This window comes from Pseudomonas sp. 10S4, assembly GCF_034344865.1.
Classification (GTDB): Bacteria; Pseudomonadota; Gammaproteobacteria; order Pseudomonadales; family Pseudomonadaceae; genus Aquipseudomonas.
The window spans coordinates 7,097,880-7,123,312 of sequence record NZ_CP133774.1 but is presented as its reverse complement, the minus strand read 5'-3'; the positions used below and the strand labels follow the sequence as shown (position 1 = coordinate 7,123,312).

Genomic DNA, 25,433 nt, shown 5'->3' with positions numbered 1-25,433 from the left:
CCCTTGCGGGGAGTGGGAACGCCTCCTAGTCTTGCGGGAGTGGTCGGATCTGGATGATGATCAGGGCAGTGCCTATGCAAGGGACCTCATGAAGCCAAAACGGACTCTCGGAACGCCACGATTGTTGGGCATCGTCTGGCCGTTTATCGCCGTCGTGCTATTTCAAGCGTTGCTCGGTGGCGTCAGCCTGTATGTGCTGTCGGCGGTTCGCGGCTATGTGGCCGGTGAAAGCCTGTGGTCCAAGGGCCAGAAAGACGCCATTTATTACCTCAATCTCTACGCCGACAGCCGCGATGAGGCGATCTTCCTCAAATACCAGAACGCAATTGCCGTGCCTCAGGGCGGGCATGAGTTGCGTCTGGCGCTGGACAAGCAGCCGCCGGATCTCGACGCCGCGCGGGTGGGGATTCTCAAGGGCGGCAATCACCCGGACGACGTCTCCAGCCTGATCTGGCTGTACCTGAACTTCCGGCATTTCAGTTATCTGGAAAAGGCCATTGATCGCTGGACCGTGGGCGACGCTTACCTGGTGCAACTCGATGACGTTGCTCGGGAGATGCACCAGGGTGTCGTCGATAATCAGGCCACCTCTGCCGACATCAAGCGCTGGAAGGATCAGATTTTTGCGATTAACGACGGCGTAACCCCGGCCGCCAAGGCCTTCAGTGATGCATTGGGCGAGGGCTCGCGGGTGATTCTGCGGCTGTTGCTGGTGACCAACCTGGCCACTGCGCTGGGGTTGATCGTCCTGGCGTTGCTGCGCACTCACAAACTGCTCAAACAGCGCCACGCCTTCGCCGAGGCCCTGCAACTGGAGAAAGACCGGGCGCAGATCACCCTGCAGTCAATTGGCGATGGCGTGATCACCACGGATGTCGAAGGGGCGATTGCCTACATGAATCCGGCAGCCGAGGCCATGACCCACTGGAAAGCCGAGCAGGCCACGGGGTTGCCCTTGGCCGCGCTGTTCAATCTGCTGGACGAGAACGCCCAGGCCGACGGCTTTACCTTGATCGAGCACATCTTGAGTGGCCAGCTCAGCGGCGGCAGCGAGCATTCCAAACTGATCCAGCGTCTGGATGGCAGCACCGTGTCGGTGACCCTGGTCGGCGCACCGATCCGCAACGCCGGCAAGGTCAGCGGCACCGTGCTGGTGCTGCATGACATGACCCAGGAACGGCAATACATCGCCAATCTGTCCTGGCAGGCCACCCACGACGCCCTGACCGGGCTGGCCAACCGCCGCGAATTCGAATATCGCCTGGAGCAGGCGCTGCACAACCTGACACGGCAGCCGGGGCGCCACGCCTTGATGTTCCTCGACCTGGACCAGTTCAAACTGGTCAACGACACCTGCGGCCATGCGGCGGGCGACGAATTGCTGCGGCATATCTGCGCCTTGCTGCAATCCGGTTTGCGCGAAGGCGACACCCTGGCCAGATTGGGTGGCGACGAGTTCGGCATCCTGTTGGAGAACTGCGCACCGGAGCATGCGGAGAAAATCGCCGAGGTACTGCGCCAGACCGTGCAAAACCTGCATTTTGTCTGGAAAGGCCGGCCGTTCCTGACCACCGTCAGCATCGGTCTGGTCCATGTAGCGCAGACACCCACCACGCTCGAATCCTCGCTGCGCGCCGCTGATATGGCCTGTTACATGGCCAAGGAAAAGGGCCGCAACCGGGTTCAGGTCTACCATGCCGACGACTCGGAACTGTCTCTGCGTTTTGGTGAAATGGCCTGGGTGCAGCGTTTGCACATGGCGCTGGAAGAAAACCGGTTCTGCCTGTACGCCCAGGAAATCGCTCCTTTGGGGCATGTCGAGCAGGGCGGTGGGCATATCGAAATACTGCTGCGGCTGCATGACGAGGCCGGGCGGATGATTTTGCCCGACAGTTTCATCCCGGCCGCTGAGCGTTATGGGCTGATGACGTCGCTGGATCGCTGGGTTGTGGAGAACGTATTCAAGATCATTGCCCAATGTATTGCCGAACAGCGCAAAGGCCCGTTGGCCATGTGTGCGATTAATCTGTCAGGCATTACTATCGGAGATGAGGCGTTCCTGGACTTCCTGCGTGAACAGTTTGTTACTTACGCTATTCCTCCTGAAATGATTTGTTTTGAAATTACAGAAACCAGCGCTATTGCGAATTTAGGAAGTGCAATCAGATTTATTAATGAACTCAAAGGTTTAGGTTGCCACTTCTCGCTAGATGACTTTTGCGCCGGAATGTCCTCGTTCGCTTACTTGAAACATTTACCTGTAGACTTCTTGAAGATCGACGGGAGTTTCGTAAAGGATATGCTGGACGACCCGATTAACCGCGCTATGGTCGAGGTGATCAATCACATCGGCCATGTCATGGGTAAACGCACCATTGCCGAGTTTGTCGAGACACCCCAGATCGAGCAGGCGTTGCTCGAGATCGGTGTGGATTACGCTCAAGGGTATGTCATCGAACGCCCGCAACTGTTTACCTGCGATAGCTTGCAAAGTCGTCCCGCCAGACCGCAACCGCTGTTATTCAAGGCGCCTGGCACGTTCCGTTGAAATCTCTTGCTGATCCTTACAATCACAAATCAAAAGGAGCCGAACAGTGATCGACACATTCAACCGAACCGGACCACTCATGGAAGCTGCAAGTTATCCCGCCTGGGCTCAGCAACTGATCCAGGATTGCAGCGAGAGCAAACGTCGGGTTGTCGAGCACGAACTGTATCAGCGCATGCGAGATAACAAACTCAGCGCCAAGACGATGCGTCAGTACCTGATAGGTGGCTGGCCGGTAGTCGAGCAGTTCGCGTTGTATATGGCACAAAACCTGACTAAAACCCGCTTTGCCCGCCATCCTGGTGAAGACATGGCGCGCCGCTGGTTGATGCGTAACATTCGCGTCGAACTGAACCACGCCGATTACTGGGTGCACTGGAGTCGGGCTCACGGTGTCAGCCTGGAAGATCTGCAAGCGCAACAAGTGCCCCCGGAGCTTCATGCGTTGAGCCACTGGTGCTGGCACACAAGTTCAGCGGATTCGCTGATCGTGGCCATCGCCGCTACCAACTACGCCATTGAGGGCGCGACCGGGGAGTGGTCGGCGCTGGTCTGTTCCAGTGGCGTGTACGCGGCAGCCTTCCCTGAGGAAGATCGCAAGCGGGCCATGAAGTGGCTGAAGATGCACGCCCAGTACGACGATGCCCACCCGTGGGAAGCGCTGGAAATCATCTGCACCCTGGCGGGCCAGAACCCGAGCAAATCCCTGCAAGTGGAACTGCGCCAGGCTGTGTGCAAAAGCTACGACTACATGTTTCTGTTTCTGGAGCGCTGCATGCAGCAGGAACACGCGGAACGGGCGCCGGTAGTTCGTGGGCGGATGGCGCTGGCTGAAAGCTGATCTAACTGCAACACACAACCTAATGTGGGAGCGGGCTTGCTCGCGAAGACGGACTGACAGTCACCATTTAAGTCGACTGTCACACTGCTTTCGCGAGCAAGCCCGCTCCCACATTGTTTTGTATTGTTCGTGAACGCTCAGCCCGCCATCGCCAGTCGATTGCGCCCCTCGCGCTTGGCCACGTACAGCGCACTGTCGGCTCGGCGCAACAGGCTCTCGGCGGATTCACCGGGCAGCAGGGTCGAACAACCCAGGCTAACGGTCAGCTCGATCAACTGGCCATCGGCGTGATACTCCTGAGCCTGGGCGGCAAACCGCAGGCGCTCGCCGACCATGGCCGCCGCTTCCCGAGTGGTGTTGGACAGCAGAATCAAAAACTCCTCGCCGCCAAACCGAAACACCATGTCCACGTTGCGCAATTGGCCCTTGATCGAGGCGGCAACCGCTTTGAGCACTTCATCACCAGCGCTGTGCCCATGGCTGTCATTGACGCGTTTGAAGTGGTCGATATCGAGCATCAGCAACGACAAGGGCTGCAAATGCCGCCGCGACATTTCGATTTCCCGTTGCAGGGTCTGGTCCATGGCAACGCGGTTGCCGGTGTCGGTGAGCGGGTCACGCAAGGCACTTTGGGTCGCTGCGCGGTAGAGCAGGGCGTTACGCATTGGATAGAGCAGTGCAGACAGTAGCGACTCCAGGTTGCCCAGTTCCTGCTCGCTGAAACGCTGATTGCGGCGGAACACCAGTTCACCCAGATGTTCACCTTCATGGCTCAGGCTGTAGCTGACCGAATGATGACCGCGAAGACCAAACTCCAGCCGCAAGTCACTGGCCTTGTGCTGATAGCCCAAGGCATCGAGCGGTACTAGACGCTGAATTTCACGAAAAAAGAGCCCGAGAATGCGTTGCGGCTCAAGACTGGTTTGCAGCTGCAAGCTCAGTTGCTGACGCAATTGCGCAAGACTGACCGGCCGTTCCGGAAGAGGAGGCTGCTGACCAAAGCCCAGGCGTTGCAATTTGGCGCTATCGAAGTCAATTGCGTTGGTCTGGGAAGGTGATTTCATATGGCGTGAGCCCCTAAGCAGTAAGGCTGTCTTACAGGCTGGGTGAGAGCGGCTTTGGGCTGCGCGTCATACTGGTCCATCAGTCCCGTAGGACATTTGGTCCGAGTCTAGTCCGCTTTGTCGAAGATTAGTAACCTGCCGACTCAGGCGCTGCTGCCAACTGCTTTCACACTGCGTGTCTGAACAAAATTAGAGCGAAAGTCGTGCCATTCGGTTCATTCGGATAAAAGCCGTTCTAAATCATTTGGTTAGGACGCTTTTGAAGAAGTGCCGCGCAGTTCGGCGGCATTTGTTTGACTGTAAAGGGCAGGGGTTGCAGCGGTTGAAGCGTGCAGCGGCAATAAAATGCCGCAGCACAAAAGCGACGCACGGCCGTTACTGGGCGTTGAATGCCTGGCCGTTGATGCCGGTGCTGTCCGGGCCCATCAGGTAAAGGTAGACCGGCATGATCTCCTCAGGCGTTGGGTTGTTCTGCGGGTTTTCACCGGGATACGCCTGGGCGCGCATGCTGGTGCGGGTCGCGCCGGGGTTGATGCTGTTGGAGCGTACCGGTGCCACGGTGTCGACCTCGTCGGCCAGAGTTTGCATCAAGCCTTCGGTGGCAAACTTGGACACGCCATAAGCTCCCCAATACGCCCGACCCTTGCGCCCGACGCTGCTGGAGGTGAACACCACGGAGGCGTCCTGCGAGAGCTTGAGCAGCGGCAACAAGGTGCTGGTGAGCATGAACATGGCGTTGACGTTGACATGCATGACCCGCATGAAGTTTTCGCCGGACAACTGCTCGATCGGCGTGCGCGGACCAATGATCGAGGCGTTGTGCAACAGGCCATCAATATGGCCGAACTCGGTCTCGATCATCGCTGCCAACTCATCGTATTGATGGGGCAGGGCGGTTTCCAGATTGAACGGGATCACGGCTGGTTGTGGGTGACCGGCCGCTTCGATTTCGTCGTAGACCTGAGTCAGGTTGGCTTCGGTCTTGCCCAGCAGCAATACGGTGGCGCCGTGGGCGGCATAGGTCTTCGCGGCGGCAGCACCGATGCCACGGCCAGCACCGGTGACCAGGATGACCCGGTCCTTGAGCAATTCAGGGCGGGCGGAATAATCAAACATAAAAAACCTCACAACAATTCAGCAGTAGGCAGGCGTTGCACTTGTGGCGAGGGAGCTTGCTCCCGCTCGGCTGCGAAGCAGTCGTAAAACCAGCAATGCGGTGTGCCTGACAGATTGCGGTGGTAGACAGAGGGGCCGCTTCGCGACCCAGCGGGAGCAAGCTCCCTCGCCACAAAAAGACGCTCGGTTTAGCAACTGCAGAGCGCGCTATCCAGAACCTTGCGCAACTCCAGCGGATGATCCACCACCACGTCCGCACCCCAATGCCGCGGGTTATCGTCCGGATGGATGTAGCCATACGTCACGGCAGCAGTCTTGGTGCCAGCATCGCGACCAGACTCGATATCACGCAAATCATCGCCGACAAACAACACGCTGGCCGGGTCCAGATTGAGCATCTTGCACGCCAGGATCAATGGCTCCGGGTCAGGCTTGCTGTTCTTTACGTGATCCGGGCAGATCAGCAGCGCAGAGCGCTCCGCCAGCCCCAGTTGCTGCATGATCGGTTCGGCAAAGCGCAGCGGCTTGTTGGTGACCACGCCCCAGATCAGGTTGGCCTTCTCGATGTCGGCCAGCAGTTCGCCCATGCCGTCAAAGAGTTTGCTGTGAACTGCGCAATCCTTGAGGTAACGCTCCAGAAACTCCAGGCGCAATTCCTCGAACCCCGGCGATTCCGGGTCCATGGAGAACGTCACTGCGACCATCGCCTTGGCGCCGCCGGAAATCTCGTCGCGAACGTGCTTGTCATTCATCGGCGGCAAGCCGCGATCGGCACGCATCGCCTGGCAGATGGCAATGAAGTCCGGCGCGGTGTCGAGCAGAGTGCCGTCCATGTCGAAAAGGACTGCTCTGATTCGCATCGGCTTACTCCTCGCGCAAGGTCTGGATCATGTAGTTGACGTCCACGTCGGCCGCCAGTTTGTAGTGCTTGGTCAGCGGGTTGTACGTCAGGCCGATGATGTCCTTGACGGTCAGGCCGGCCATGCGGCTCCAGGCGCCCAGTTCGGACGGGCGAATGAATTTCTTGAAGTCATGGGTGCCGCGCGGCAGCAGCTTCATGATGTATTCGGCGCCGATGATGGCGAACAGGTACGCCTTCGGGTTGCGGTTGATGGTGGAGAAGAACACTTGGCCGCCAGGCTTGACCATGCGGAAGCAAGCGCGGATCACCGAGGATGGGTCCGGCACGTGTTCGAGCATTTCCAGGCAAGTGACCACGTCGAATTGCTCGGGCATTTCCTCGGCCAGGGCTTCGGCGGTGATCTGCCGGTATTCGACCGTCACGCCGGATTCCAGCTGATGCAGTTGCGCGACCGCCAGCGGTGCTTCGCCCATGTCGATGCCCATGACGGTAGCGCCGCGCTGAGCCATGGCTTCGCTGAGGATGCCGCCGCCGCAACCGACGTCGAGGACTTTCTTGCCGGCCAGGTTGACTCGTTCGTCAATCCAGTTGACCCGCAGCGGGTTGATGTCGTGCAGCGGTTTAAACTCGCTTTCGCGGTCCCACCAGCGATGGGCCAGGGCTTCGAATTTGGCGATTTCGGCGTAGTCGACGTTGCTCATGGTTTAAGTCCTCTAAAACTTGAAAAATCCTGTTGCCCCGGTGTTCGGTCCGGGGGCTTACGATTCTGTATGGCCGCTGATGCGTTGGCCCCAGGCCTTGGCCGTGGCGCACAGTTGTTCTTCATCCAGCCGCGTCAGGCGCCGGTCGTCGAGCAGTTGCTTGCCGGCGACCCAAAGGTGTTTCACACAGTCGCGACCGGTGGCGTAAATAAGTTGCGAAACCGGGTCGTAGACCGGTTGCTGTGCCAGGCCGGACAGGTCGAAAGCGACGATGTCGGCGGCTTTGCCGACTTCCAGCGAGCCGACTTCAGCTTCGATTCCCAGCGCGCGGGCACCGTTGAGCGTGGCCATGCGCAAGGCGCGGTGGGCGTCCAGCGCCGTGGCCGAGCCGGCGACAGCCTTGGCCAGCAACGCGGCGGTACGGGTTTCGCCGAGCAGGTCCAGGTCATTGTTGCTGGCCGCGCCATCGGTGCCGACGGCGACGTTAACCCCGGCCTGCCACAGGCGTTCCACCGGGCAGAAGCCGCTGGCCAGTTTCAGGTTTGATTCCGGGCAATGAATCACATTGGTGTTGCTTTCTACCAGCAACGCCAGGTCTTCATCGCTGATCTGGGTCATGTGAACGGCCTGGAAGCGCGGACCGAGCAAGCCCAGCCGACCGAGGCGCGCCAGCGGGCGTTCGCCGCGCTGTTCGAGCGATTGCTGCACTTCGAAGGCGGTTTCATGGACGTGCATGTGGATCGCCGCGTCCAGTTCCTCGGCGATTACCCGGATTTTCTCCAGGTTTTCGTCGCCCACGGTGTAGGGGGCGTGGGGGCCGAAGGTGATTTTGATCCGCTCGTGGTGCTTGAGATCGCCGAACAGTTCAACGCCCTGACGAATGGCTTCATCCGCAGTGGCAGCACCTGGAATCGGGAAATCGAGGATCGGAATCGCGATTTGCGCGCGAATACCGCTGTTATGCACCCGCTCGCTGGCAACCTTCGGGAAGAAATACATGTCAGAGAAGCAGGTGATGCCCCCTTTTATTTGCTCGGCGATGGCCAGATCCGTGCCATCGCGCACGAAATCTTCATCGACCCATTTGGCCTCGGCCGGCCAGATGTGGTTTTCCAGCCAAGTCATCAACGGCAAATCATCGGCCAGGCCGCGGAACAGCGTCATCGCCGCGTGGCCATGGGCGTTGATCAGGCCGGGGCTGAGCAAAACATCTGGCAGCTCACGAATTTCAGTCGCGTTACACTTCAGCGCTTCGGCACGCGGGCCGATAAACACGATGCGACCGTCGCGGATACCCAGGCCGTGCTCTTTGAGGACCACGCCTGCGGGTTCGACGGGTACCAGCCAGGTCGGCAGCAATAATAAGTCGAGCGCAACGGCAGGTTTCGGCATCGAGGGTCGGTTCCAGTGCTTTTGTAAAGGATGGCGAAGTATACCCGAGCGTCTTCGCGGGGGGATCGCTATAATCGGCGGCTTTTGTTCATGAGTGCGGGGTGAATGATGCGCGATCGACTGTTGGCTGCGGAGAAGGTGAAGGCCATCGATTGGCGTGATGGCGCCCTGTACCTGCTGGATCAGCGTATTTTGCCGTTCGAGGAAACCTGGATCGCCTACACCAGCGCTGCTGGCGTGGCCGAAGCCATTCGTTCGATGGTGGTGCGCGGTGCGCCGGCGATTGGCATCAGCGCCGCGTATGCCATGGTGTTGTCAGCCCGCGCCCGAATTGCCGAGGGCGGTGACTGGCAGGCAGCGTGGGAGGAGGACTACGCGGTGCTGGCCGATTCCCGTCCGACGGCGGTGAATCTGTTCTGGGCCTTGAGTCGCATGCGGGATCGCCTGGATCGTCTCAAGGGAGATGCAGACCCTCTGGCGGCGCTGGAGGCTGAAGCTATCGCCATCCACGAAAGCGACCGCGAAGCCAACCTGACCATGGCGCAACTGGGTGTCGACCTGATCCGTAAGCATCAGGGCAACGCTCAGGCGATCCTGACCCACTGCAACACTGGCGCTTTGGCCACTGGCGGTTTCGGCACGGCACTGGGCGTCATTCGCGGCGCGTTTATCGAGGGCATGGTCGAGCGCGTCTACGCCGACGAAACCCGTCCCTGGCTGCAAGGTTCGCGGTTGACCGCGTGGGAATTGGCCAATGAAGGCATTCCGGTAACCCTCAATGCTGACTCTGCTGCCGCGCACATCATGAAGACCAAGGGCATTACCTGGGTCATCGTCGGCGCCGACCGGATCACCGCCAATGGCGACGTGGCCAACAAAATCGGTACCTATCAACTGGCAGTGAGCGCCATGCACCACGGCGTGCGGTTCATGGTGGTGGCGCCGAGTTCGACCATCGACATGAACCTGGCCAGCGGCGATGACATTCCTATCGAAGAGCGCGACGGCAGCGAATTGCTGGACGTCGGCGGCAAGCGGGTCGGGGCGAATGTTGACGCCTTCAATCCGGTGTTCGATGTGACGCCGGCCGACCTGATCGATGCGATCGTCACTGAAAAGGGCATTGTCGAGCGGCCGGACACGGCGAAAATGGCGCAGTTGATGTGCCGCAAGCGTCTACATTGACGGTATTTGTTGTCCGATAAATCGCCTTTGCGGGTAAGCCTCGCTCCTACTGAACACACAAACCTGTAGGAGCGAGGCTTGCCCGCGAAGAACGATGACACGGTCTCCTGCTTCCGAGCTCCCGCATTTCGCTAGCAAATCTGGGGCTGTGGCAGCTCTAAGCCTCTCTCGTCCCCGTTAAGCCTGTCACCGGTCAACTAACTATGCTCCATGCGCATCTGGGGGATAGGTGCGTGGCGGCTCTTGTGATAACATCCGGCGTTTTCCGAGGCAGTCCCACGGGGTTGTCTTTACTGCGCAGATCCATGGCTTAACTCGTTGATTTGTCGTAAGTCGGTGCATGGCACTCAGCCTGCGTCGGCGAGCTTCGTTCGTCCCATATGGATGTGACGAAGTTTCACCAGAAAAAGGAATCGAGCTTCTCATGGGCGAACTGGCCAAAGAAATCCTCCCGGTCAATATCGAAGACGAGCTGAAGCAGTCCTACCTCGACTACGCGATGAGCGTAATTGTCGGGCGGGCACTGCCGGATGCGCGCGATGGCTTGAAGCCCGTGCACCGGCGTGTGCTGTTCGCGATGAGCGAGCTGGGCAACGACTTCAACAAGCCGTACAAGAAATCTGCCCGTGTTGTCGGTGACGTGATCGGTAAGTATCACCCTCACGGTGATACCGCGGTGTACGACACCATCGTTCGGATGGCGCAGCCATTCTCCCTGCGCTACCTGCTGGTAGACGGTCAAGGCAACTTCGGTTCGGTGGACGGCGACAACGCCGCGGCCATGCGATACACCGAAGTGCGCATGACCAAGCTGGCGCACGAGCTGCTGGCTGACCTGCACAAAGAAACCGTGGACTGGGTGCCGAACTACGACGGCACCGAAATGATCCCGGCGGTCATGCCGACCCGTATTCCCAACCTGCTGGTCAACGGCTCCAGCGGTATCGCCGTGGGCATGGCGACCAACATTCCGCCGCACAACCTCGGTGAAGTCATCGACGGTTGCCTGGCGCTCATCGACAACCCAGAGTTGACCATCGATGAGCTGATGCAATACATCCCGGGTCCGGACTTCCCGACCGCTGCGATCATCAACGGTCGCGCCGGCATCATCGAAGCCTACCGCACCGGTCGCGGTCGCATTTACATGCGCGCCCGCTCGATGATCGAAGACATCGACAAGGTCGGTGGTCGCCAACAGATCGTCATCACCGAACTCCCTTACCAGCTGAACAAGGCCCGTCTGATCGAGAAGATCGCCGAGCTGGTAAAAGAGAAGAAGCTCGAAGGCATCACCGAACTGCGCGACGAGTCCGACAAGGACGGTATGCGCGTCGTGATCGAGCTGCGTCGTGGCGAAGTGCCTGAGGTCATTCTCAACAACCTCTACGCCCAGACCCAGCTGCAAGCCGTGTTCGGTATCAACATCGTTGCGTTGATCGACGGCCGTCCGCGGATCCTGAACCTCAAGGACCTGCTGGAAGCCTTCGTTCGTCACCGTCGTGAAGTCGTTACCCGCCGCACCGTGTTCGAACTGCGTAAAGCCCGCGAACGCGGTCACATCCTTGAAGGTCAAGCGGTTGCCCTGTCGAACATCGACCGCAGGATCATCGCCCTGATCAAGGCTTCGCCGACGCCGTCGGAAGCCAAGGAAGCGCTGATCAAGACCGCGTGGGAATCTTCCGCCGTAGTCGCGATGGTTGAACGTGCCGGTGCCGATTCCTGCCGTCCAGAGACCCTGGACGAGCAATACGGTCTGCGCGAAGGCAAGTACTTCCTGTCGCCAGAACAGGCGCAAGCCATTCTGGAACTGCGTCTGCACCGTCTGACCGGTCTGGAGCACGAGAAGCTGCTGGCCGAGTATCAAGAGATCCTCAACCAGATCGGCGAACTGATCCGCATCCTCAGCAGCGCCACGCGCCTGATGGAAGTGATCCGCGAAGAGCTGGAAGTGATCCGCGCCGAATACGGCGACGTGCGTCGCACCGAAATCCTCGATGCCCGTCTCGACCTGACCCTGGGTGACATGATCCCGGAAGAAGAGCGCGTCGTGACCATCTCCCACGGTGGCTATGCCAAGACCCAGCCATTGGCTGCGTACCAGGCTCAGCGTCGTGGCGGTAAAGGCAAATCGGCGACCGGCGTCAAGGATGAGGACTACATCGCTCACCTGCTGGTTGCCAACAGCCACACCACGCTGCTGCTGTTCTCCAGCAAAGGCAAAGTGTACTGGCTGAAAACCTACGAAATCCCGGAAGCATCCCGCGCTGCCCGTGGTCGTCCGTTGGTCAACCTGCTGCCGCTGGGCGATGGTGAATACATCACCACCATGCTGCCGGTCGATGAGTACACCGAAGGTCACTTCATCTTCATGGCTACCGCTAACGGCACCGTGAAGAAGACTCCTCTGGAATCCTTCAGCCGTCAGCGCAGCGTTGGTCTGATCGCGCTGGAGCTGGATGAAGGCGACGTGCTGATTTCCGCCTCCATTACCGATGGCGATCGCGAAGTCATGCTGTTCTCCGACGGCGGCAAGGTAACTCGCTTCAAGGAAACCGACGTTCGCGCCATGGGCCGTACCGCTCGCGGTGTCCGCGGCATGCGTCTGCCGGAAGGCCAGAAACTGATTTCCATGCTGATCCCGGAAGAAGGCAGCCAGATCCTGACCGCTTCGGCCCGTGGTTTCGGCAAGCGTACAGCGATTACCGAGTTCCCTGAGTACAAGCGCGGCGGTCAGGGCGTTATCGCCATGGTCAGCAACGAGCGTAACGGCCGTCTGGTCGGTGCAGTCCAGGTGCTCGACGGCGAGGAAATCATGCTGATTTCCGACCAGGGCACCTTGGTTCGTACTCGTGTCGACGAAGTCTCCAGCCTGGGTCGTAACACCCAGGGCGTGACCCTCATCAAGCTCGCCAGCGATGAAACGCTGGTCGGTCTGGAGCGGGTTCAGGAGCCGTCGGAAGTCGAGGGCGAAGAGCTGGAAGGTGAAGAAGGTGCAGTGTTCGACGGCGAGGTCGTGATCGACGACGCTGTCGAAGACCAGCAACTCGACGCCGCAGCCGACGAAGAACCGCAGGAATAAGCGGACAAACAGGGGGCGGATGAAGATTCGCCCCCTTGTTGTTTGTCCTGTGGGATTGTTTTTAATGTAGGGCTGTAGGAGCTGTCGAGCGAAGCGAGGCTGCGATCTCTTGATCTTGCTCTCGCTTTTGTTATGTGGGTCCGTACGAAAAGATCGCAGCCTCGCTCCGCTCGACAGCTCCTACAGATCAAATAGATTTATTGCGTGATACCACCAAATCAGAGCGAGATTGGATGTGAGCAAGAGAGCCTATAACTTCTGTGCCGGTCCTGCGGCACTTCCTGAAGCTGTCCTGAAACGCGCCCAGGGTGAACTCCTTGATTGGCACGGCAAGGGCTTGTCGGTCATGGAAATGAGCCATCGCAGTGATGAGTTCGTGTCCATCGCCACCAAGGCCGAGCAGGATCTGCGTGATCTGCTGAATATCCCTTCGAACTATAAAGTGCTGTTTCTGCAAGGCGGCGCCAGCCAGCAATTCGCTCAGATCCCTCTGAACCTGTTGCCTGAAGGCGGCTCGGCCGACTATATCGACACCGGTATCTGGTCGCAGAAAGCCATCGAAGAAGCCTCGCGTTACGGCCACGTCAATGTCGCCGCTACCGCCAAGCCTTACGACTATTTCGCAATTCCCGGTCAGAACGAGTGGAAGCTGTCGAAAGACGCTGCCTACGTTCACTACGCGCCGAACGAAACCATTGGCGGCCTGGAATTCCAGTGGATCCCGGAAACCGGTGATGTACCACTGGTCGCTGACATGTCTTCCGACATCCTCTCGCGTCCGGTCGATGTGTCGCGCTTCGGCATGATCTACGCTGGCGCTCAGAAAAACATCGGTCCGAGCGGCATCGTCGTGAACATCATTCGTGAAGACCTGCTCGGTCATGCCCGTTCCCTGTGCCCGACCATGCTCAACTACAAGGTCGCAGCGGATAACGGCTCGATGTACAACACCCCGCCGACCCTCGCCTGGTACTTGTCGGGGCTGGTATTCGAGTGGCTGAAAGAGCAGGGTGGTGTTGAAGCCATCGGCAAGCTCAATGAAGTGAAACAGCGCACGCTGTACGACTTCATCGACGCCAGCGGCATGTACAGCAACCCGATCAACAAGTCGGACCGCTCGTGGATGAACGTGCCGTTCCGCCTCGCCGATGATCGCCTGGACAAGCCATTCCTGGCCGGTGCCGATGAGCGCGGCCTGCTGAATCTCAAGGGTCACCGTTCCGTGGGCGGCATGCGTGCCTCCATCTATAACGCCGTCGACATCGTTGCGGTCAACGCACTGATTTCGTACATGGCAGAGTTCGAGAAGGAACACGGCTAATGTCTGAGCAAGAACTCAAGGCACTGCGCGTTCGCATTGATGCCCTGGACACCAAAGTCCTGGAGCTGATCAGCGAGCGTGCACGCTGCGCCCAGGAAGTTGCGCGAGTAAAGATGGCCTCGCTGGCCGAAGGCGAAGTGCCGGTGTTCTATCGTCCTGAGCGCGAAGCTCAGGTGCTCAAACGCGTAATGGAGCGTAACCAAGGGCCGCTGGGCAACGAAGAGATGGCGCGACTGTTCCGCGAAATCATGTCCTCGTGCCTGGCCCTCGAGCAGCCATTGAAAGTGGCTTATCTCGGCCCTGAAGGCACCTTCACCCAAGCCGCTGCCATGAAGCATTTCGGTCATGCGGTGATCAGCAAGCGCGATGGCGGCGATCGACGAAGTGTTCCGTGAAGTGGCGGCCGGTGCGGTGAACTTTGGCGTGGTCCCGGTGGAAAACTCCACCGAAGGCGCGGTCAACCACACCCTCGACAGCTTCCTTGAACACGACATGGTGATCTGTGGTGAAGTCGAGCTGCGGATCCACCATCACCTGCTGGTCGGTGAGAACACCAAGACCGACAGTATCAGTCGCATCTATTCCCACGCCCAGTCCCTGGCCCAGTGCCGCAAGTGGCTGGACGCCCATTACCCGAATGTCGAGCGCGTTGCGGTGTCCAGCAACGCCGAAGCGGCCAAGCGGGTCAAGGGTGAGTGGAACTCGGCGGCGATTGCCGGCGATATGGCTGCAGGTTTGTACGGGTTGACCCGTCTGGCCGAGAAAATCGAGGATCGCCCGGACAACTCCACGCGATTCCTGATGATCGGCAGCCAGGAAGTGCCGCCGACCGGCGACGACAAGACCTCGATCATCGTATCCATGAGCAACAAGCCCGGCGCACTGCACGAGTTGCTGGTGCCGTTCCACGACAACGGCATCGATCTGACACGGATCGAGACCCGTCCGTCGCGCAGCGGTAAATGGACCTACGTGTTCTTCATCGACTTCGTCGGCCACCACCGCGACCCACTGGTCAAGAGTGTGTTGGAAAAGATCAGTCAGGAAGCAGTGGCACTCAAAGTGCTGGGTTCCTACCCGAAAGCAGTTCTCTAAGGGCGGTAGCAAATGAGTGGTGACTTCCTCGCTCTGGCACAGCCGGGCGTGCAACAACTTTCGCCCTACGTTCCGGGCAAGCCCGTGGACGAACTGGCGCGTGAGCTGGATATCGATCCGGCCAAAATCGTCAAACTGGCGAGCAACGAAAATCCGCTGGGCGCCAGTCCCAAGGCATTAGCAGCCATTCGCGAAGAATTGGCTGAGATGACCCGTTATCCGGATGGCAATGGTTTTGCGCTCAAGACCCTGCTGGCCGATCAATGCCGCGTCGAGCTCAATCAAGTGACGCTGGGCAACGGTTCCAATGACATTCTGGAACTGGTCGGTCGTGCGTATCTGGCGCCGGGCCTGAACGCCGTGTTCAGCGAGCACGCGTTTGCGGTCTACCCAATCGTGACCCAGGCCGTGGGTGCTGACGCGCGCGTTATCCCTGCCAAAGACTGGGGGCATGATTTGCCGGCCATGCTGGCCGCGATCGATGCCGACACCCGTGTGGTTTTCATTGCCAACCCGAACAACCCGACCGGGACCTGGTTCGGCGCCGAAGCACTGGACGAATTCCTGCAGGATGTACCGGCTCATGTGCTGGTGGTACTGGACGAGGCCTACATCGAGTACGCCGAAGGCAGTGACTTGCCGGATGGCCTGGACTTCCTGGCGGCGTACCCGAATCTGCTGGTCTCGCGCACGTTCTCCAAGGCCTACGGCCTGGCGGCGCTGCGGGTTGGTTATGGCTTGTCCTACGCCGTGGTCGCTGATGTGCTGAACCGCGTACGCCAGCCGTTCAACGTCAACAGCCTGGCCCTGGTCGCTGCTTGCGGCGCACTTCAGGATGCCGACTATCTGGCCGAAAGCCGTCGCCTGAACGAAGCCGGCATGCTGCAACTGCAAGCGGGTTTCCGTGAGCTGGGGCTGAGCTGGATTCCGTCCAAGGGCAACTTTATCTGTGTTGATCTGGGGCAGGTTGCCGCGCCGGTCTTCCAGGGCTTGTTGCGCGAAGGCGTGATCGTGCGTCCGGTGGCTAATTACGGCATGCCGAATCACTTGCGCATCACCATTGGTCTGCCGGCTGAAAACAGCTGCTTCCTTGAGGCGCTGACCAAGGTTCTGGCTCGTGGTTGATGTCACTGCACTGCAATCTGCTGAACCTATGATTGGTCGCCTGGTGGTGGTCGGTCTGGGGTTGATCGGCGGTTCGTTTGCCAAGGGCTTGCGTGAAAGTGGCCTGTGCCGCGAAGTGGTCGGGGTCGATCTTGATCCGCAGTCGCGCAAGCTGGCGGTTGAGTTGGGCGTGGTGGATCGCTGTGAAGAAGACTTGGCAGCTGCTTGTCAGGGCGCAGACGTGATTCAGTTGGCCGTGCCGATCCTCGCCATGGAAAAAATGCTCGGCCGACTGGCTGGCATGGATCTGGGGCAAGCGATCCTGACTGACGTTGGCAGTGCCAAAGGCAACGTGGTACGTGCGGCTACTGAGGCGTTCGGCGGTATGCCGGCGCGTTTCGTGCCGGGGCATCCGATAGCCGGTTCCGAGCAGAGCGGGGTGGAAGCCTCCAATGCCGAGCTGTTCCGTCGCCATAAAGTGATTTTGACGCCGCTGGATCAGACCGATCCGGCAGCTCTGGCTGTGGTCGACCGTTTGTGGCGCGAATTGGGCGCCGACGTCGAGCACATGCAGGTCGAGCGCCATGACGAAGTGTTGGCGGCAACCAGCCATTTGCCACACTTGCTGGCATTCGGTTTGGTCGACTCATTGGCCAAGCGCAATGAAAATCTTGAGATCTTCCGTTACGCTGCGGGCGGTTTCCGCGATTTCACAAGAATCGCCGGTAGCGACCCGGTCATGTGGCATGACATCTTCCTCGCCAACCGCGAAGCTGTCCTGCGCACACTCGATACATTTCGCAGCGACCTCGACGCCTTGCGCGACGCGGTCGATGCAGGGGATGGGCACCAATTGTTGGGCGTATTCACTCGCGCCCGGGTTGCCCGCGAACATTTCAGTAAAATCCTGGCCCGCCGGGCTTATGTGGACGCTATGAACTCCAACGACCTGATTTTCCTGGCACAACCTGGTGGCCGCCTGACTGGGCGGATTCGTGTACCGGGCGACAAATCGATTTCCCACCGTTCGATCATGCTTGGCTCCCTAGCCGAAGGCACCACCGAAGTGGAAGGTTTCCTTGAGGGCGAAGATGCCCTGGCGACCTTGCAAGCCTTCCGCGACATGGGTGTTGTGATCGAAGGTCCGCACCACGGTCGCGTGACCATTCACGGTGTGGGCCTGCATGGCCTGAAGCCTGCGCCAGGTCCGATCTATCTGGGCAACTCCGGCACATCGATGCGTTTGTTGTCTGGCCTGTTGGCTGCGCAAAGCTTCGACAGCACCCTGACCGGTGATGCCTCGCTGTCCAAGCGTCCGATGAATCGCGTGGCCAATCCGCTGCGTGAAATGGGCGCCGTGATCGAGACCGCCGCAGAAGGTCGTCCTCCGATGACTATCCGTGGCGGCAACAAGCTCAAAGGCCTGACCTACACCATGCCGATGGCCAGCGCCCAGGTTAAGTCCTGCCTGCTGCTGGCGGGTCTGTACGCAGAAGGCAAGACCACCGTCACCGAGCCAGCGCCGACTCGCGACCACACCGAGCGCATGCTGCGCGGCTTCGGCTACCCGGTGACCGTCAACGGCGCCACCGCGTCGGTCGAGTCCGGCCACAAACTGACTGCGACCCACATTGAAGTGCCGGGCGACATCTCGTCGTCGGCGTTCTTCCTCGTGGCCGCGTCGATCGCCGAAGGTTCGGAGTTGGTGCTCGAGCACGTTGGCATCAACCCGACCCGCACTGGCGTGATCGACATCCTGCGCCTGATGGGCGCCGACATCACCCTGGAAAACCAGCGTGAAGTGGGTGGCGAACCTGTTGCGGACTTGCGCGTGCGGGCAGCTAAACTCAAAGGTATCGAGATTCCCGAAGCGCTGGTTCCGCTGGCCATCGACGAGTTCCCGGTATTGTTCGTGGCTGCGGCCTGTGCCGAAGGGCGCACCGTGTTGCGCGGTGCCGAAGAGTTGCGAGTCAAAGAGTCGGACCGGATTCAGGTCATGGCTGATGGCTTGCTGGCGCTGGGCGTCAAGTGCGAACCGACCCCGGACGGCATTATCATCGACGGCGGCCAGATCGGCGGCGGCGAAGTGCATGGTCACGGCGATCACCGGATTGCGATGGCATTCAGCGTTGCTTCGCTGCGCGCCACTGCACCGATCCGCATCCACGACTGTGCCAACGTCGCGACCTCGTTCCCGAACTTCCTCGCGCTGTGCGCGCAGGTCGGTATCCGTGTTGCACAAGAGGCTCAGTCGTGATTATCAAGCCACCGGTCATCACCATCGACGGGCCAAGCGGCTCGGGCAAGGGCACTATTGCCGGGATTCTGGCCAAGCGTCTGGGTTGGTGTCTGCTGGATTCCGGTGCGCTGTATCGTTTATTGGCATTCGCTGCGCGCAACCATGGCGTCGACCTGACCAATGAAGAATCGCTGAAGCTGTTGGCCGCTCATCTGGACGTGCAGTTTGTCGGCGCGACGGAAGGTCATCCGCAGCGGATCATTCTCGAAGGTGACGATGTCACCGACGACCTGCGTAATGAGCAAGTCGGCGCCTGGGCTTCTCAGGTCGCCGCACTGCCGGCTGTGCGCGATGCGCTGCTACAGCGCCAGCGGGCGTTTCAGGAGGCGCCGGGCCTGGTGGCCGATGGTCGCGACATGGGCACAGTGGTGTTTCCCGATGCTCCGCTGAAGATATTCCTTACGGCCAGTGCCGAGGAGCGTGCGCGCCGTCGATACTTGCAGTTGAAGGGCAAAGTCGATGGTGTTAGTCTGTCGAGTCTGCTAGATGAGATACGTGTCCGCGATGAGCGTGACACCCAGCGAGCGGTAGCCCCGCTCAAACCGGCGGCTGACGCCATACAGCTGGATTCCACGGAATTATCCATCGATCAGGTGCTGGAACGCATCATGAGCGAGATCGCCATTCGCGATATCGCCGGGTGACCAAGAAGCTTTGCAGGGGACCAGTCATAGTCTTGCGATGCTTCTTCTAATGAACGTAACCCACATCGTCTGGGATGTGGAGATGGGCGTATTCTTCGCCCTTATTCAACAGGAATTAAAATGAGCGAAAGCTTTGCGGAACTCTTTGAAGAAAGCCTAAAAACCCTGAACCTTCAGGCAGGCTCCATCATCACCGGTGTTATCGTTGATATCGATTACCAAGCTCGCTGGGTAACCGTTCACGCTGGCCTGAAGTCTGAAGCACTCATCCCGCTTGAGCAGTTCTACAACGATGCTGGCGAACTGACTATCAACGTCGGTGACGAAGTTCACGTTGCTCTGGACTCGGTTGAAGACGGCTTTGGTGAAACCAAGCTGTCCCGTGAAAAAGCCAAGCGCGCTGAATGCTGGATTGTTCTGGAAGCAGCCTTCGCAGCCGAAGAAGTGGTCAAGGGCGTTATCAACGGTAAGGTTAAAGGCGGCTTCACTGTCGACGTTAACGGCATCCGTGCGTTCCTGCCAGGTTCTCTGGTTGACGTCCGTCCAGTGCGCGACACCACGCACCTGGAAGGCAAAGAGCTGGAATTCAAGGTCATCAAGCTCGACCAGAAACGCAACAACGTTGTCGTTTCCCGTCGTAGCGTCCTCGAAGCCGAGAACTCCGCTGAGCGTGAAGCTCTGCTGGAATCCCTGCAGGAAGGCCAACAAGTCAAAGGTATCGTCAAGAACCTCACCGATTACGGCGCATTCGTCGATCTGGGTGGCGTCGATGGCCTGCTGCACATTACCGACATGGCTTGGAAGCGTATCAAGCATCCTTCCGAAATCGTCAACGTTGGCGACGAGATTGATGTCAAGGTTCTGAAGTACGATCGCGAACGCAATCGTGTTTCCCTGGGCCTCAAGCAACTGGGCGAAGATCCATGGGTTGCTATCAAAGCCCGTTACCCAGAAAGCACTCGCGTTACCGCTCGTGTAACCAACCTGACCGACTACGGCTGCTTCGCTGAGCTGGAAGAAGGCGTTGAAGGTCTGGTACACGTTTCCGAAATGGACTGGACCAACAAGAACATCCACCCTTCGAAAGTCGTACAAGTCGGCGACGAAGTGGAAGTTATGGTTCTGGACATCGACGAAGAGCGTCGTCGTATCTCCCTCGGCATCAAGCAGTGCAAATCTAACCCATGGGAAGATTTCTCTGGCCAGTTCAACAAGGGCGATAAAATCTCCGGCACCATCAAGTCGATCACCGATTTCGGTATCTTCATTGGTCTGGACGGCGGCATCGACGGTCTGGTTCACCTGTCCGACATCTCCTGGAACGAAGTGGGCGAAGAAGCCGTTCGCCGCTTCAAGAAGGGCGACGAGCTGGACACCGTTATCCTGTCGGTTGACCCAGAGCGCGAGCGCATCTCCCTGGGTATCAAGCAACTGGAAAGCGATCCGTTCTCCGAGTACGTTCAAGAGAACGATAAAGGCGCAATCGTTAAAGGCATCGTGAAAGAAGTTGACGCTAAAGGCGCCATCATCACTCTGGCCGACGATATCGAAGCGACTCTGAAAGCCTCCGAAATCAGCCGTGACCGCGTTGAAGACGCGCGTAACGTTCTGAAAGAAGGCGAAGAAGTAGAAGCCAAGATCATCAGCGTTGACCGTAAGAGCCGCGTAATCCAGCTCTCGATCAAGTCGAAAGACGTTGAAGACGAGAAAGAAGCAATCCAGAGCCTGCGCGACAAGCCAGCGACTTCGGAACCTGCTGCTGGTCCTACCACTCTGGGCGACCTGTTGCGTGCACAAATGGAAAAACAGAACTAAGTTCTGTCAGACCATAGAAAAAGGGCGACTTCGGTCGCCCTTTTTTGTGCCTGCGATTTGGCTAGCTCCCTGAGTCGCTCGGGGATGTCGAAGGCTGCGATCCTGGTAATGTTTCTAGCGTCCCAAAAAACGACCCTTATGAAACCAATCCCTAACACCTGCTGTCTCTTTCTTTAACAGGATCAATCGTTTATTTGCAGCTAGGCTTAGGCTTGATACGAACGACGGTAGGGCGGAGCGCCCGGTATAAGGAAGTGAATGAACAGGCTCATTGTCGCAGTAGCGTTATTGACACTGGCAGGTTGTACCACCAATGCCAAGACTCACGTCGTGCGTGGCGTCAGTGGTATCGAGGTTGATTGTTCCGGTTTGGGTTCCGGGTGGGAGAAGTGCCGCAAGCGAGCTGACAGGGAGTGTAAGGGTAGTGGTTACAAGGTTGTCGCCAGATCTGATGATGCTAAGGACGAGGACGAATTTCCGTTCGGCTTCAATCCGGCAGGGTTTGTGACGCGCACCATGTTGGTTATTTGTCGGTGAGTGCGTAATGATTTTGTCGTGTTGTGGTGCTCCGCAAATGGGCGTCACATCTTTGCTAAATATATGTCAATACACGGGCTGTTCAAATTCATCCGGGCATGCTAAAACCTTTGAAGCGCTGATCTAGCTGCTTGAAAAAGAAGGGAAAAATATGACGAAGTCGGAGTTGATCGAACGAATTGTCACCCATCAAGGGCTGCTCTCATCCAAGGATGTTGAGCTGGCCATCAAGACCATGCTTGAGCAAATGTCCCAATGTCTGGCCACTGGGGATCGTATTGAGATCCGTGGTTTTGGCAGCTTCTCCCTGCACTACCGCGCCCCACGGGTAGGTCGTAACCCGAAAACCGGTCAGTCCGTCAGCCTTGATGGCAAGTTTGTTCCGCATTTCAAGCCGGGCAAAGAGTTGCGTGACCGGGTGAATGAGGAAGAGGAGGAAGGCTTTGATCTCCATAACTAAAGGGGCGACGCATGCGCAATCTTAAGCGTGTACTCCTTGGCGTATTTATTCTGTTGCTGATTCTGGTGATTCTGGCGTTTGTTCTTGAAAATCAGCAATCCGTTTCGCTGCTGTTTCTCGGCTGGGCAGGTCCACAGCTACCGGTATCGGTGGTCATGGTTATCGCACTATTGATCGGCATGCTGATCGGGCCGATTCTGGGCTGGTTTTTGGGGCGTGCGTCCAGGCTTTCACGCAAGCGCCTTGTCTAAATACGACAAAGGCCACTAACCGTTCGAATTTGCGCTGCAGCTTATCTATATCCATTAGTAAAACCGTCATTAAGCTGTAAAATGCTGGGCTTGTTCGATAATGGCGTAGTCCTGCATCGGTTCAGGCTGACTCTATCAGAGGCCACAGCTGGTTTGATGGCTTTTGCATTCATGGATTAGACAGTGCTCGGTTTGGCGGCCCTGTCAGCAACTCAAGGGTATGGTTTCGCGTGAAAATTCTAGTAACCGGCGGCGCCGGGTTCATCGGCTCGGCAGTCATCCGTCACATCATTTCCAATACTACCGACTCGGTTGTTAACGTCGATAAGCTTACTTACGCCGGTAATCTTGAGTCGTTGGCCGAAGTTAGCCAGGACTCGCGTTACGTGTTCGAGCGCGTCGACATCTGCGATCGCGATCAGATCGACCGTGTTCTGCGTGAACACCAACCAGATGCCATCATGCACCTGGCCGCAGAATCCCACGTAGACCGCTCGATCACTGGTCCGTCTGAGTTCATTCAGACCAACATCATCGGTACTTACACTTTGCTGGAAGCTGCGCGCCACTACTGGGCTGCACTGGATGATGGGCGCAAAGCCAACTTCCGTTTCCACCATATTTCCACCGACGAAGTTTACGGCGACCTTGAAGGTCCGGAAGACCTCTTCACCGAAACCACCCCGTATCAGCCAAGCTCTCCTTACTCGGCGAGCAAGGCGAGCTCTGATCACCTGGTTCGTGCCTGGAGCCGCACTTACGGTCTGCCGACACTGGTTACCAACTGTTCGAACAACTATGGCCCGTGCCACTTCCCTGAGAAGCTGATCCCGCTGATCATCCTCAATGCGCTGGAAGGCAAGCCACTGCCGGTTTACGGCAAGGGCGACCAGGTTCGTGATTGGCTCTACGTCGAAGACCATGCTCGTGCTCTGTACAAGGTCGTGACCGAAGGTGTTATCGGCGAGACGTACAACATCGGCGGCCATAACGAAAAGCAAAACATCGAAGTTGTGCACACTCTTTGTGCACTGCTCGATGAATTGCGTCCTGACTCCGCTCATCGTCCCCACGCCAGCCTGATCACTTACGTTCAGGATCGCCCGGGCCATGACCAGCGTTACGCAATTGATGCGAGCAAAATTCAGCGCGAGCTGGGTTGGACGCCGGAAGAAACGTTCGAAACCGGTATTCGCAAGACTGTGGAGTGGTACCTGTCTAACACTGAATGGGTGGCTCATGTAAAGAGCGGCAGCTACCAGCAGTGGATCGACCAAAACTACTCGGATCGCTCGAGCAAGGCATGAAAATCCTCTTGCTGGGAAAAAACGGCCAGGTGGGCTGGGAGCTTCAGCGCTCCCTTGCGCCCCTTGGTGAGTTGATTTCCCTGGATCGCCATTCTGTTAACGGTTTGTGCGGTGATCTCTCTGATCTTGATGGGTTGCGTGCAGCGATTCGTCAGGTTCGGCCTGACGTAATTGTCAATGCTGCTGCCTATAACTCTGTTGATAAAGCCGAGTGCGAGTCGGAGTTGGCTGATCGGGTGAACAGTCATGCAACTCAGGTCATGGCTGAGGAGGCCAGGGCTGTTGGTGCCTGGCTTATTCATTATTCAACCGACTACGTGTTCAATGGGCAGGGCCAAGCCCCATGGCAGGAAGAGGATGTCGCTGGACCTGTGAATCGCTATGGCGTCAGCAAGCTGGCTGGTGAGCAGGCAATTATTGCATCCGGCTGCAAGTATTTGATTTTCCGTACCAGCTGGGTCTATAGCGCTCGCGGCAACAACTTTGCAAAAACAATGCTGCACCTGGCCAAGGATCGTGAAACGCTAAATGTCATCGCGGACCAGATTGGCGCCCCTACTGGCGCCGAGTTGATCGCCGATGTGACAGCGTTGGCTATTCGCCAGGTATTGCTGAAGCCAGAGTTGGCGGGCCTGTATCACTTGGTAGCCAGCGGCGAAGTGTCATGGCATGAATATGCCTGCCACGTGATCGGTTTTGCCAGGGAAAATGGCGAAGAGTTCGCTGTAAAGGCGATTAACCCGATCGAGACGACCGCTTATCCAACACCTGCACGCCGGCCTCTGAATTCTCGTTTGAATACTCAGAAGCTGCGTGACAATTTTTCTCTACACTTGCCGGATTGGCGAAGTGGTGTAACCCGAATGCTTAGGGAAGTTCTGAACAAATGACCACGACAAATCGTAAAGGCATCATCCTCGCTGGTGGCTCGGGTACGCGCCTGCATCCGTTGACTCTTGGTGTGTCCAAGCAGATGCTGCCAATCTACGACAAACCGATGATCTTCTATCCGTTGTCGGTGCTGATGCTCGCGGGTATGCGTGAAATCCTGATCATCTCCACTCCGGAAGACCTGCCGTGTTTTCGTAAGCTGTTGGGTGATGGCAGCTTGTACGGTATCAATTTGACGTACGCCGAGCAGCCAAGCCCTGATGGTCTGGCACAAGCTTTTATTATTGGTGAAGAGTTCATTGGCAAAGATCCTTGCTGCCTGATTCTGGGTGACAACATCTTCTACGGTCAGCACTTCTCGGATAACTTGCGCTCCGCCAGCTCTCAGCAGAATGGCGCTACTGTATTTGGCTATCACGTCTCCGATCCGGAGCGCTTTGGCGTTGTTGAGTTCGACAAAACCGGTCGCGCTCTGAGTATTGAAGAGAAGCCGCTGAAGCCAAAGTCCAACTATGCAGTGACCGGTCTGTACTTCTACGACAATGATGTTGTCGAAATTGCAAAAAACATCAAGCCATCCGAGCGCGGCGAGCTGGAAATTACGGATGTCAACAGTGCCTACCTAGAGCGGAAGACTCTCAACGTAGAAATGCTCGGCCGCGGTTTTGCCTGGCTGGATACGGGTACCCATGATTCTCTGCTTGAAGCCAGTCACTTTGTGCATACCATCGAGCAGCGTCAGGGTCTGAAAGTGGCCTGTCTGGAAGAGATCGCTTACCACAACGGCTGGATCACCGCCGAGCAGTTGGGGGCTCAGGCTGAGGCTCTGAAGAAGACTGGCTACGGCCAATACCTGCAGAAGTTGCTGGACTCGCCTTCCCGCTGATTCAAAAGCTTAGCTCTATCGTGTGATAGTGT

Annotated in this window: 20 protein-coding genes and 1 pseudogene; 16 read left to right on the top strand and 5 right to left on the bottom strand. The window is 58.0% G+C overall.

Annotated elements, in window-relative coordinates:
- Nucleotides 1-88 precede the first annotated feature (88 nt).
- Nucleotides 89-2,548, top strand: coding sequence for an EAL domain-containing protein (locus tag RHM58_RS33110; protein ID WP_201205627.1), 2,460 nt, complete (start codon nucleotides 89-91; stop codon nucleotides 2,546-2,548).
- A 79-nt stretch (nucleotides 2,549-2,627) separates the two neighbouring features.
- On the top strand, nucleotides 2,628-3,389 hold the full coding sequence (locus tag RHM58_RS33105) for a TenA family transcriptional regulator (protein WP_207200039.1): 762 nt from the start codon (nucleotides 2,628-2,630) through the stop codon (nucleotides 3,387-3,389).
- Nucleotides 3,390-3,526: 137 nt separating this feature from the next.
- On the opposite strand, the gene RHM58_RS33100 is transcribed toward RHM58_RS33105, so the two are convergent.
- The 5 genes from RHM58_RS33100 to RHM58_RS33080 form a co-directional block, all read right to left on the bottom strand.
- A complete protein-coding gene (locus RHM58_RS33100) occupies nucleotides 3,527-4,453 on the bottom strand; it encodes a GGDEF domain-containing protein (RefSeq protein ID WP_201205623.1) in 927 nt (308 codons plus the stop codon).
- Nucleotides 4,454-4,828: 375 nt separating this feature from the next.
- Complete coding sequence (locus RHM58_RS33095; protein ID WP_201205621.1) at nucleotides 4,829-5,569, bottom strand: YciK family oxidoreductase; 741 nt, start codon at nucleotides 5,567-5,569, stop codon at nucleotides 4,829-4,831.
- A gap of 188 nt (nucleotides 5,570-5,757) precedes the next feature.
- Nucleotides 5,758-6,429, bottom strand: coding sequence for an N-acetylmuramic acid 6-phosphate phosphatase MupP (gene mupP / locus RHM58_RS33090; protein ID WP_322269295.1), 672 nt, complete (start codon nucleotides 6,427-6,429; stop codon nucleotides 5,758-5,760).
- A 4-nt stretch (nucleotides 6,430-6,433) separates the two neighbouring features.
- Nucleotides 6,434-7,132: a bifunctional 2-polyprenyl-6-hydroxyphenol methylase/3-demethylubiquinol 3-O-methyltransferase UbiG gene (ubiG, locus tag RHM58_RS33085; RefSeq protein WP_201191408.1), complete on the bottom strand. Its 699-nt coding sequence runs from the start codon at nucleotides 7,130-7,132 to the stop codon at nucleotides 6,434-6,436.
- Nucleotides 7,133-7,189: 57 nt separating this feature from the next.
- Entirely contained in the window at nucleotides 7,190-8,524 is a 1,335-nt protein-coding gene (locus tag RHM58_RS33080; RefSeq protein ID WP_201205617.1) for a TRZ/ATZ family hydrolase, read from the bottom strand.
- Nucleotides 8,525-8,632: 108 nt separating this feature from the next.
- Between RHM58_RS33080 and mtnA the strand changes: the two genes are divergently transcribed.
- The 14 genes and pseudogenes from mtnA (at nucleotide 8,633) to rfbA (ending at nucleotide 25,401) form a co-directional block, all read left to right on the top strand.
- Nucleotides 8,633-9,709 carry an S-methyl-5-thioribose-1-phosphate isomerase gene (gene mtnA, locus RHM58_RS33075; RefSeq protein WP_201206747.1) on the top strand — a complete coding sequence of 359 codons (1,077 nt, stop codon included), beginning with the start codon at nucleotides 8,633-8,635 and terminating at the stop codon, nucleotides 9,707-9,709.
- A 424-nt stretch (nucleotides 9,710-10,133) separates the two neighbouring features.
- On the top strand, nucleotides 10,134-12,791 hold the full coding sequence (gene gyrA / locus RHM58_RS33070; protein WP_322269292.1) for a DNA gyrase subunit A: 2,658 nt from the start codon (nucleotides 10,134-10,136) through the stop codon (nucleotides 12,789-12,791).
- 235 nt (nucleotides 12,792-13,026) lie between these two features.
- Nucleotides 13,027-14,112 (top strand): 3-phosphoserine/phosphohydroxythreonine transaminase, encoded by a 1,086-nt coding sequence (gene serC / locus RHM58_RS33065; protein WP_201205613.1) that lies wholly within the window; start codon nucleotides 13,027-13,029, stop codon nucleotides 14,110-14,112.
- Nucleotides 14,112-15,207: pseudogene (pheA, locus tag RHM58_RS33060) on the top strand (prephenate dehydratase). The gene serC and the pseudogene pheA overlap by 1 nt, the downstream one beginning before the upstream one ends.
- 12 nt (nucleotides 15,208-15,219) lie before the next feature.
- Nucleotides 15,220-16,332, top strand: a complete 1,113-nt coding sequence (gene hisC, locus RHM58_RS33055; protein ID WP_322269290.1) for a histidinol-phosphate transaminase — start codon at nucleotides 15,220-15,222, stop codon at nucleotides 16,330-16,332.
- Nucleotides 16,333-16,360: 28 nt separating this feature from the next.
- Entirely contained in the window at nucleotides 16,361-18,568 is a 2,208-nt protein-coding gene (locus RHM58_RS33050) for a bifunctional prephenate dehydrogenase/3-phosphoshikimate 1-carboxyvinyltransferase (protein WP_242486218.1), read from the top strand.
- Entirely contained in the window at nucleotides 18,565-19,254 is a 690-nt protein-coding gene (gene cmk, locus RHM58_RS33045) for a (d)CMP kinase (protein ID WP_008148720.1), read from the top strand. Before RHM58_RS33050 ends, cmk begins: the two co-directional genes overlap by 4 nt.
- Nucleotides 19,255-19,374: 120 nt before the next feature.
- Nucleotides 19,375-21,069, top strand: a complete 1,695-nt coding sequence (gene rpsA, locus RHM58_RS33040) for a 30S ribosomal protein S1 (RefSeq protein ID WP_059406800.1) — start codon at nucleotides 19,375-19,377, stop codon at nucleotides 21,067-21,069.
- A gap of 258 nt (nucleotides 21,070-21,327) precedes the next feature.
- The gene (locus tag RHM58_RS33035) at nucleotides 21,328-21,606 is read left to right on the top strand and encodes a hypothetical protein (protein ID WP_201256572.1); all 279 of its coding nucleotides are present in this window, start codon (nucleotides 21,328-21,330) and stop codon (nucleotides 21,604-21,606) included.
- Between the two features lie 151 nt (nucleotides 21,607-21,757).
- The gene (gene ihfB / locus RHM58_RS33030) at nucleotides 21,758-22,066 is read left to right on the top strand and encodes an integration host factor subunit beta (RefSeq protein ID WP_054051920.1); all 309 of its coding nucleotides are present in this window, start codon (nucleotides 21,758-21,760) and stop codon (nucleotides 22,064-22,066) included.
- Between the two features lie 11 nt (nucleotides 22,067-22,077).
- Nucleotides 22,078-22,317 carry a LapA family protein gene (locus RHM58_RS33025; protein WP_322269287.1) on the top strand — a complete coding sequence of 80 codons (240 nt, stop codon included), beginning with the start codon at nucleotides 22,078-22,080 and terminating at the stop codon, nucleotides 22,315-22,317.
- A gap of 230 nt (nucleotides 22,318-22,547) precedes the next feature.
- Nucleotides 22,548-23,624, top strand: a complete 1,077-nt coding sequence (gene rfbB, locus RHM58_RS33020; protein ID WP_322269285.1) for a dTDP-glucose 4,6-dehydratase — start codon at nucleotides 22,548-22,550, stop codon at nucleotides 23,622-23,624.
- A complete protein-coding gene (gene rfbD / locus RHM58_RS33015) occupies nucleotides 23,621-24,514 on the top strand; it encodes a dTDP-4-dehydrorhamnose reductase (protein WP_322269284.1) in 894 nt (297 codons plus the stop codon). Before rfbB ends, rfbD begins: the two co-directional genes overlap by 4 nt.
- Nucleotides 24,511-25,401: a glucose-1-phosphate thymidylyltransferase RfbA gene (gene rfbA, locus RHM58_RS33010; protein ID WP_322269282.1), complete on the top strand. Its 891-nt coding sequence runs from the start codon at nucleotides 24,511-24,513 to the stop codon at nucleotides 25,399-25,401. Before rfbD ends, rfbA begins: the two co-directional genes overlap by 4 nt.
- Nucleotides 25,402-25,433: the final 32 nt, after the last annotated feature.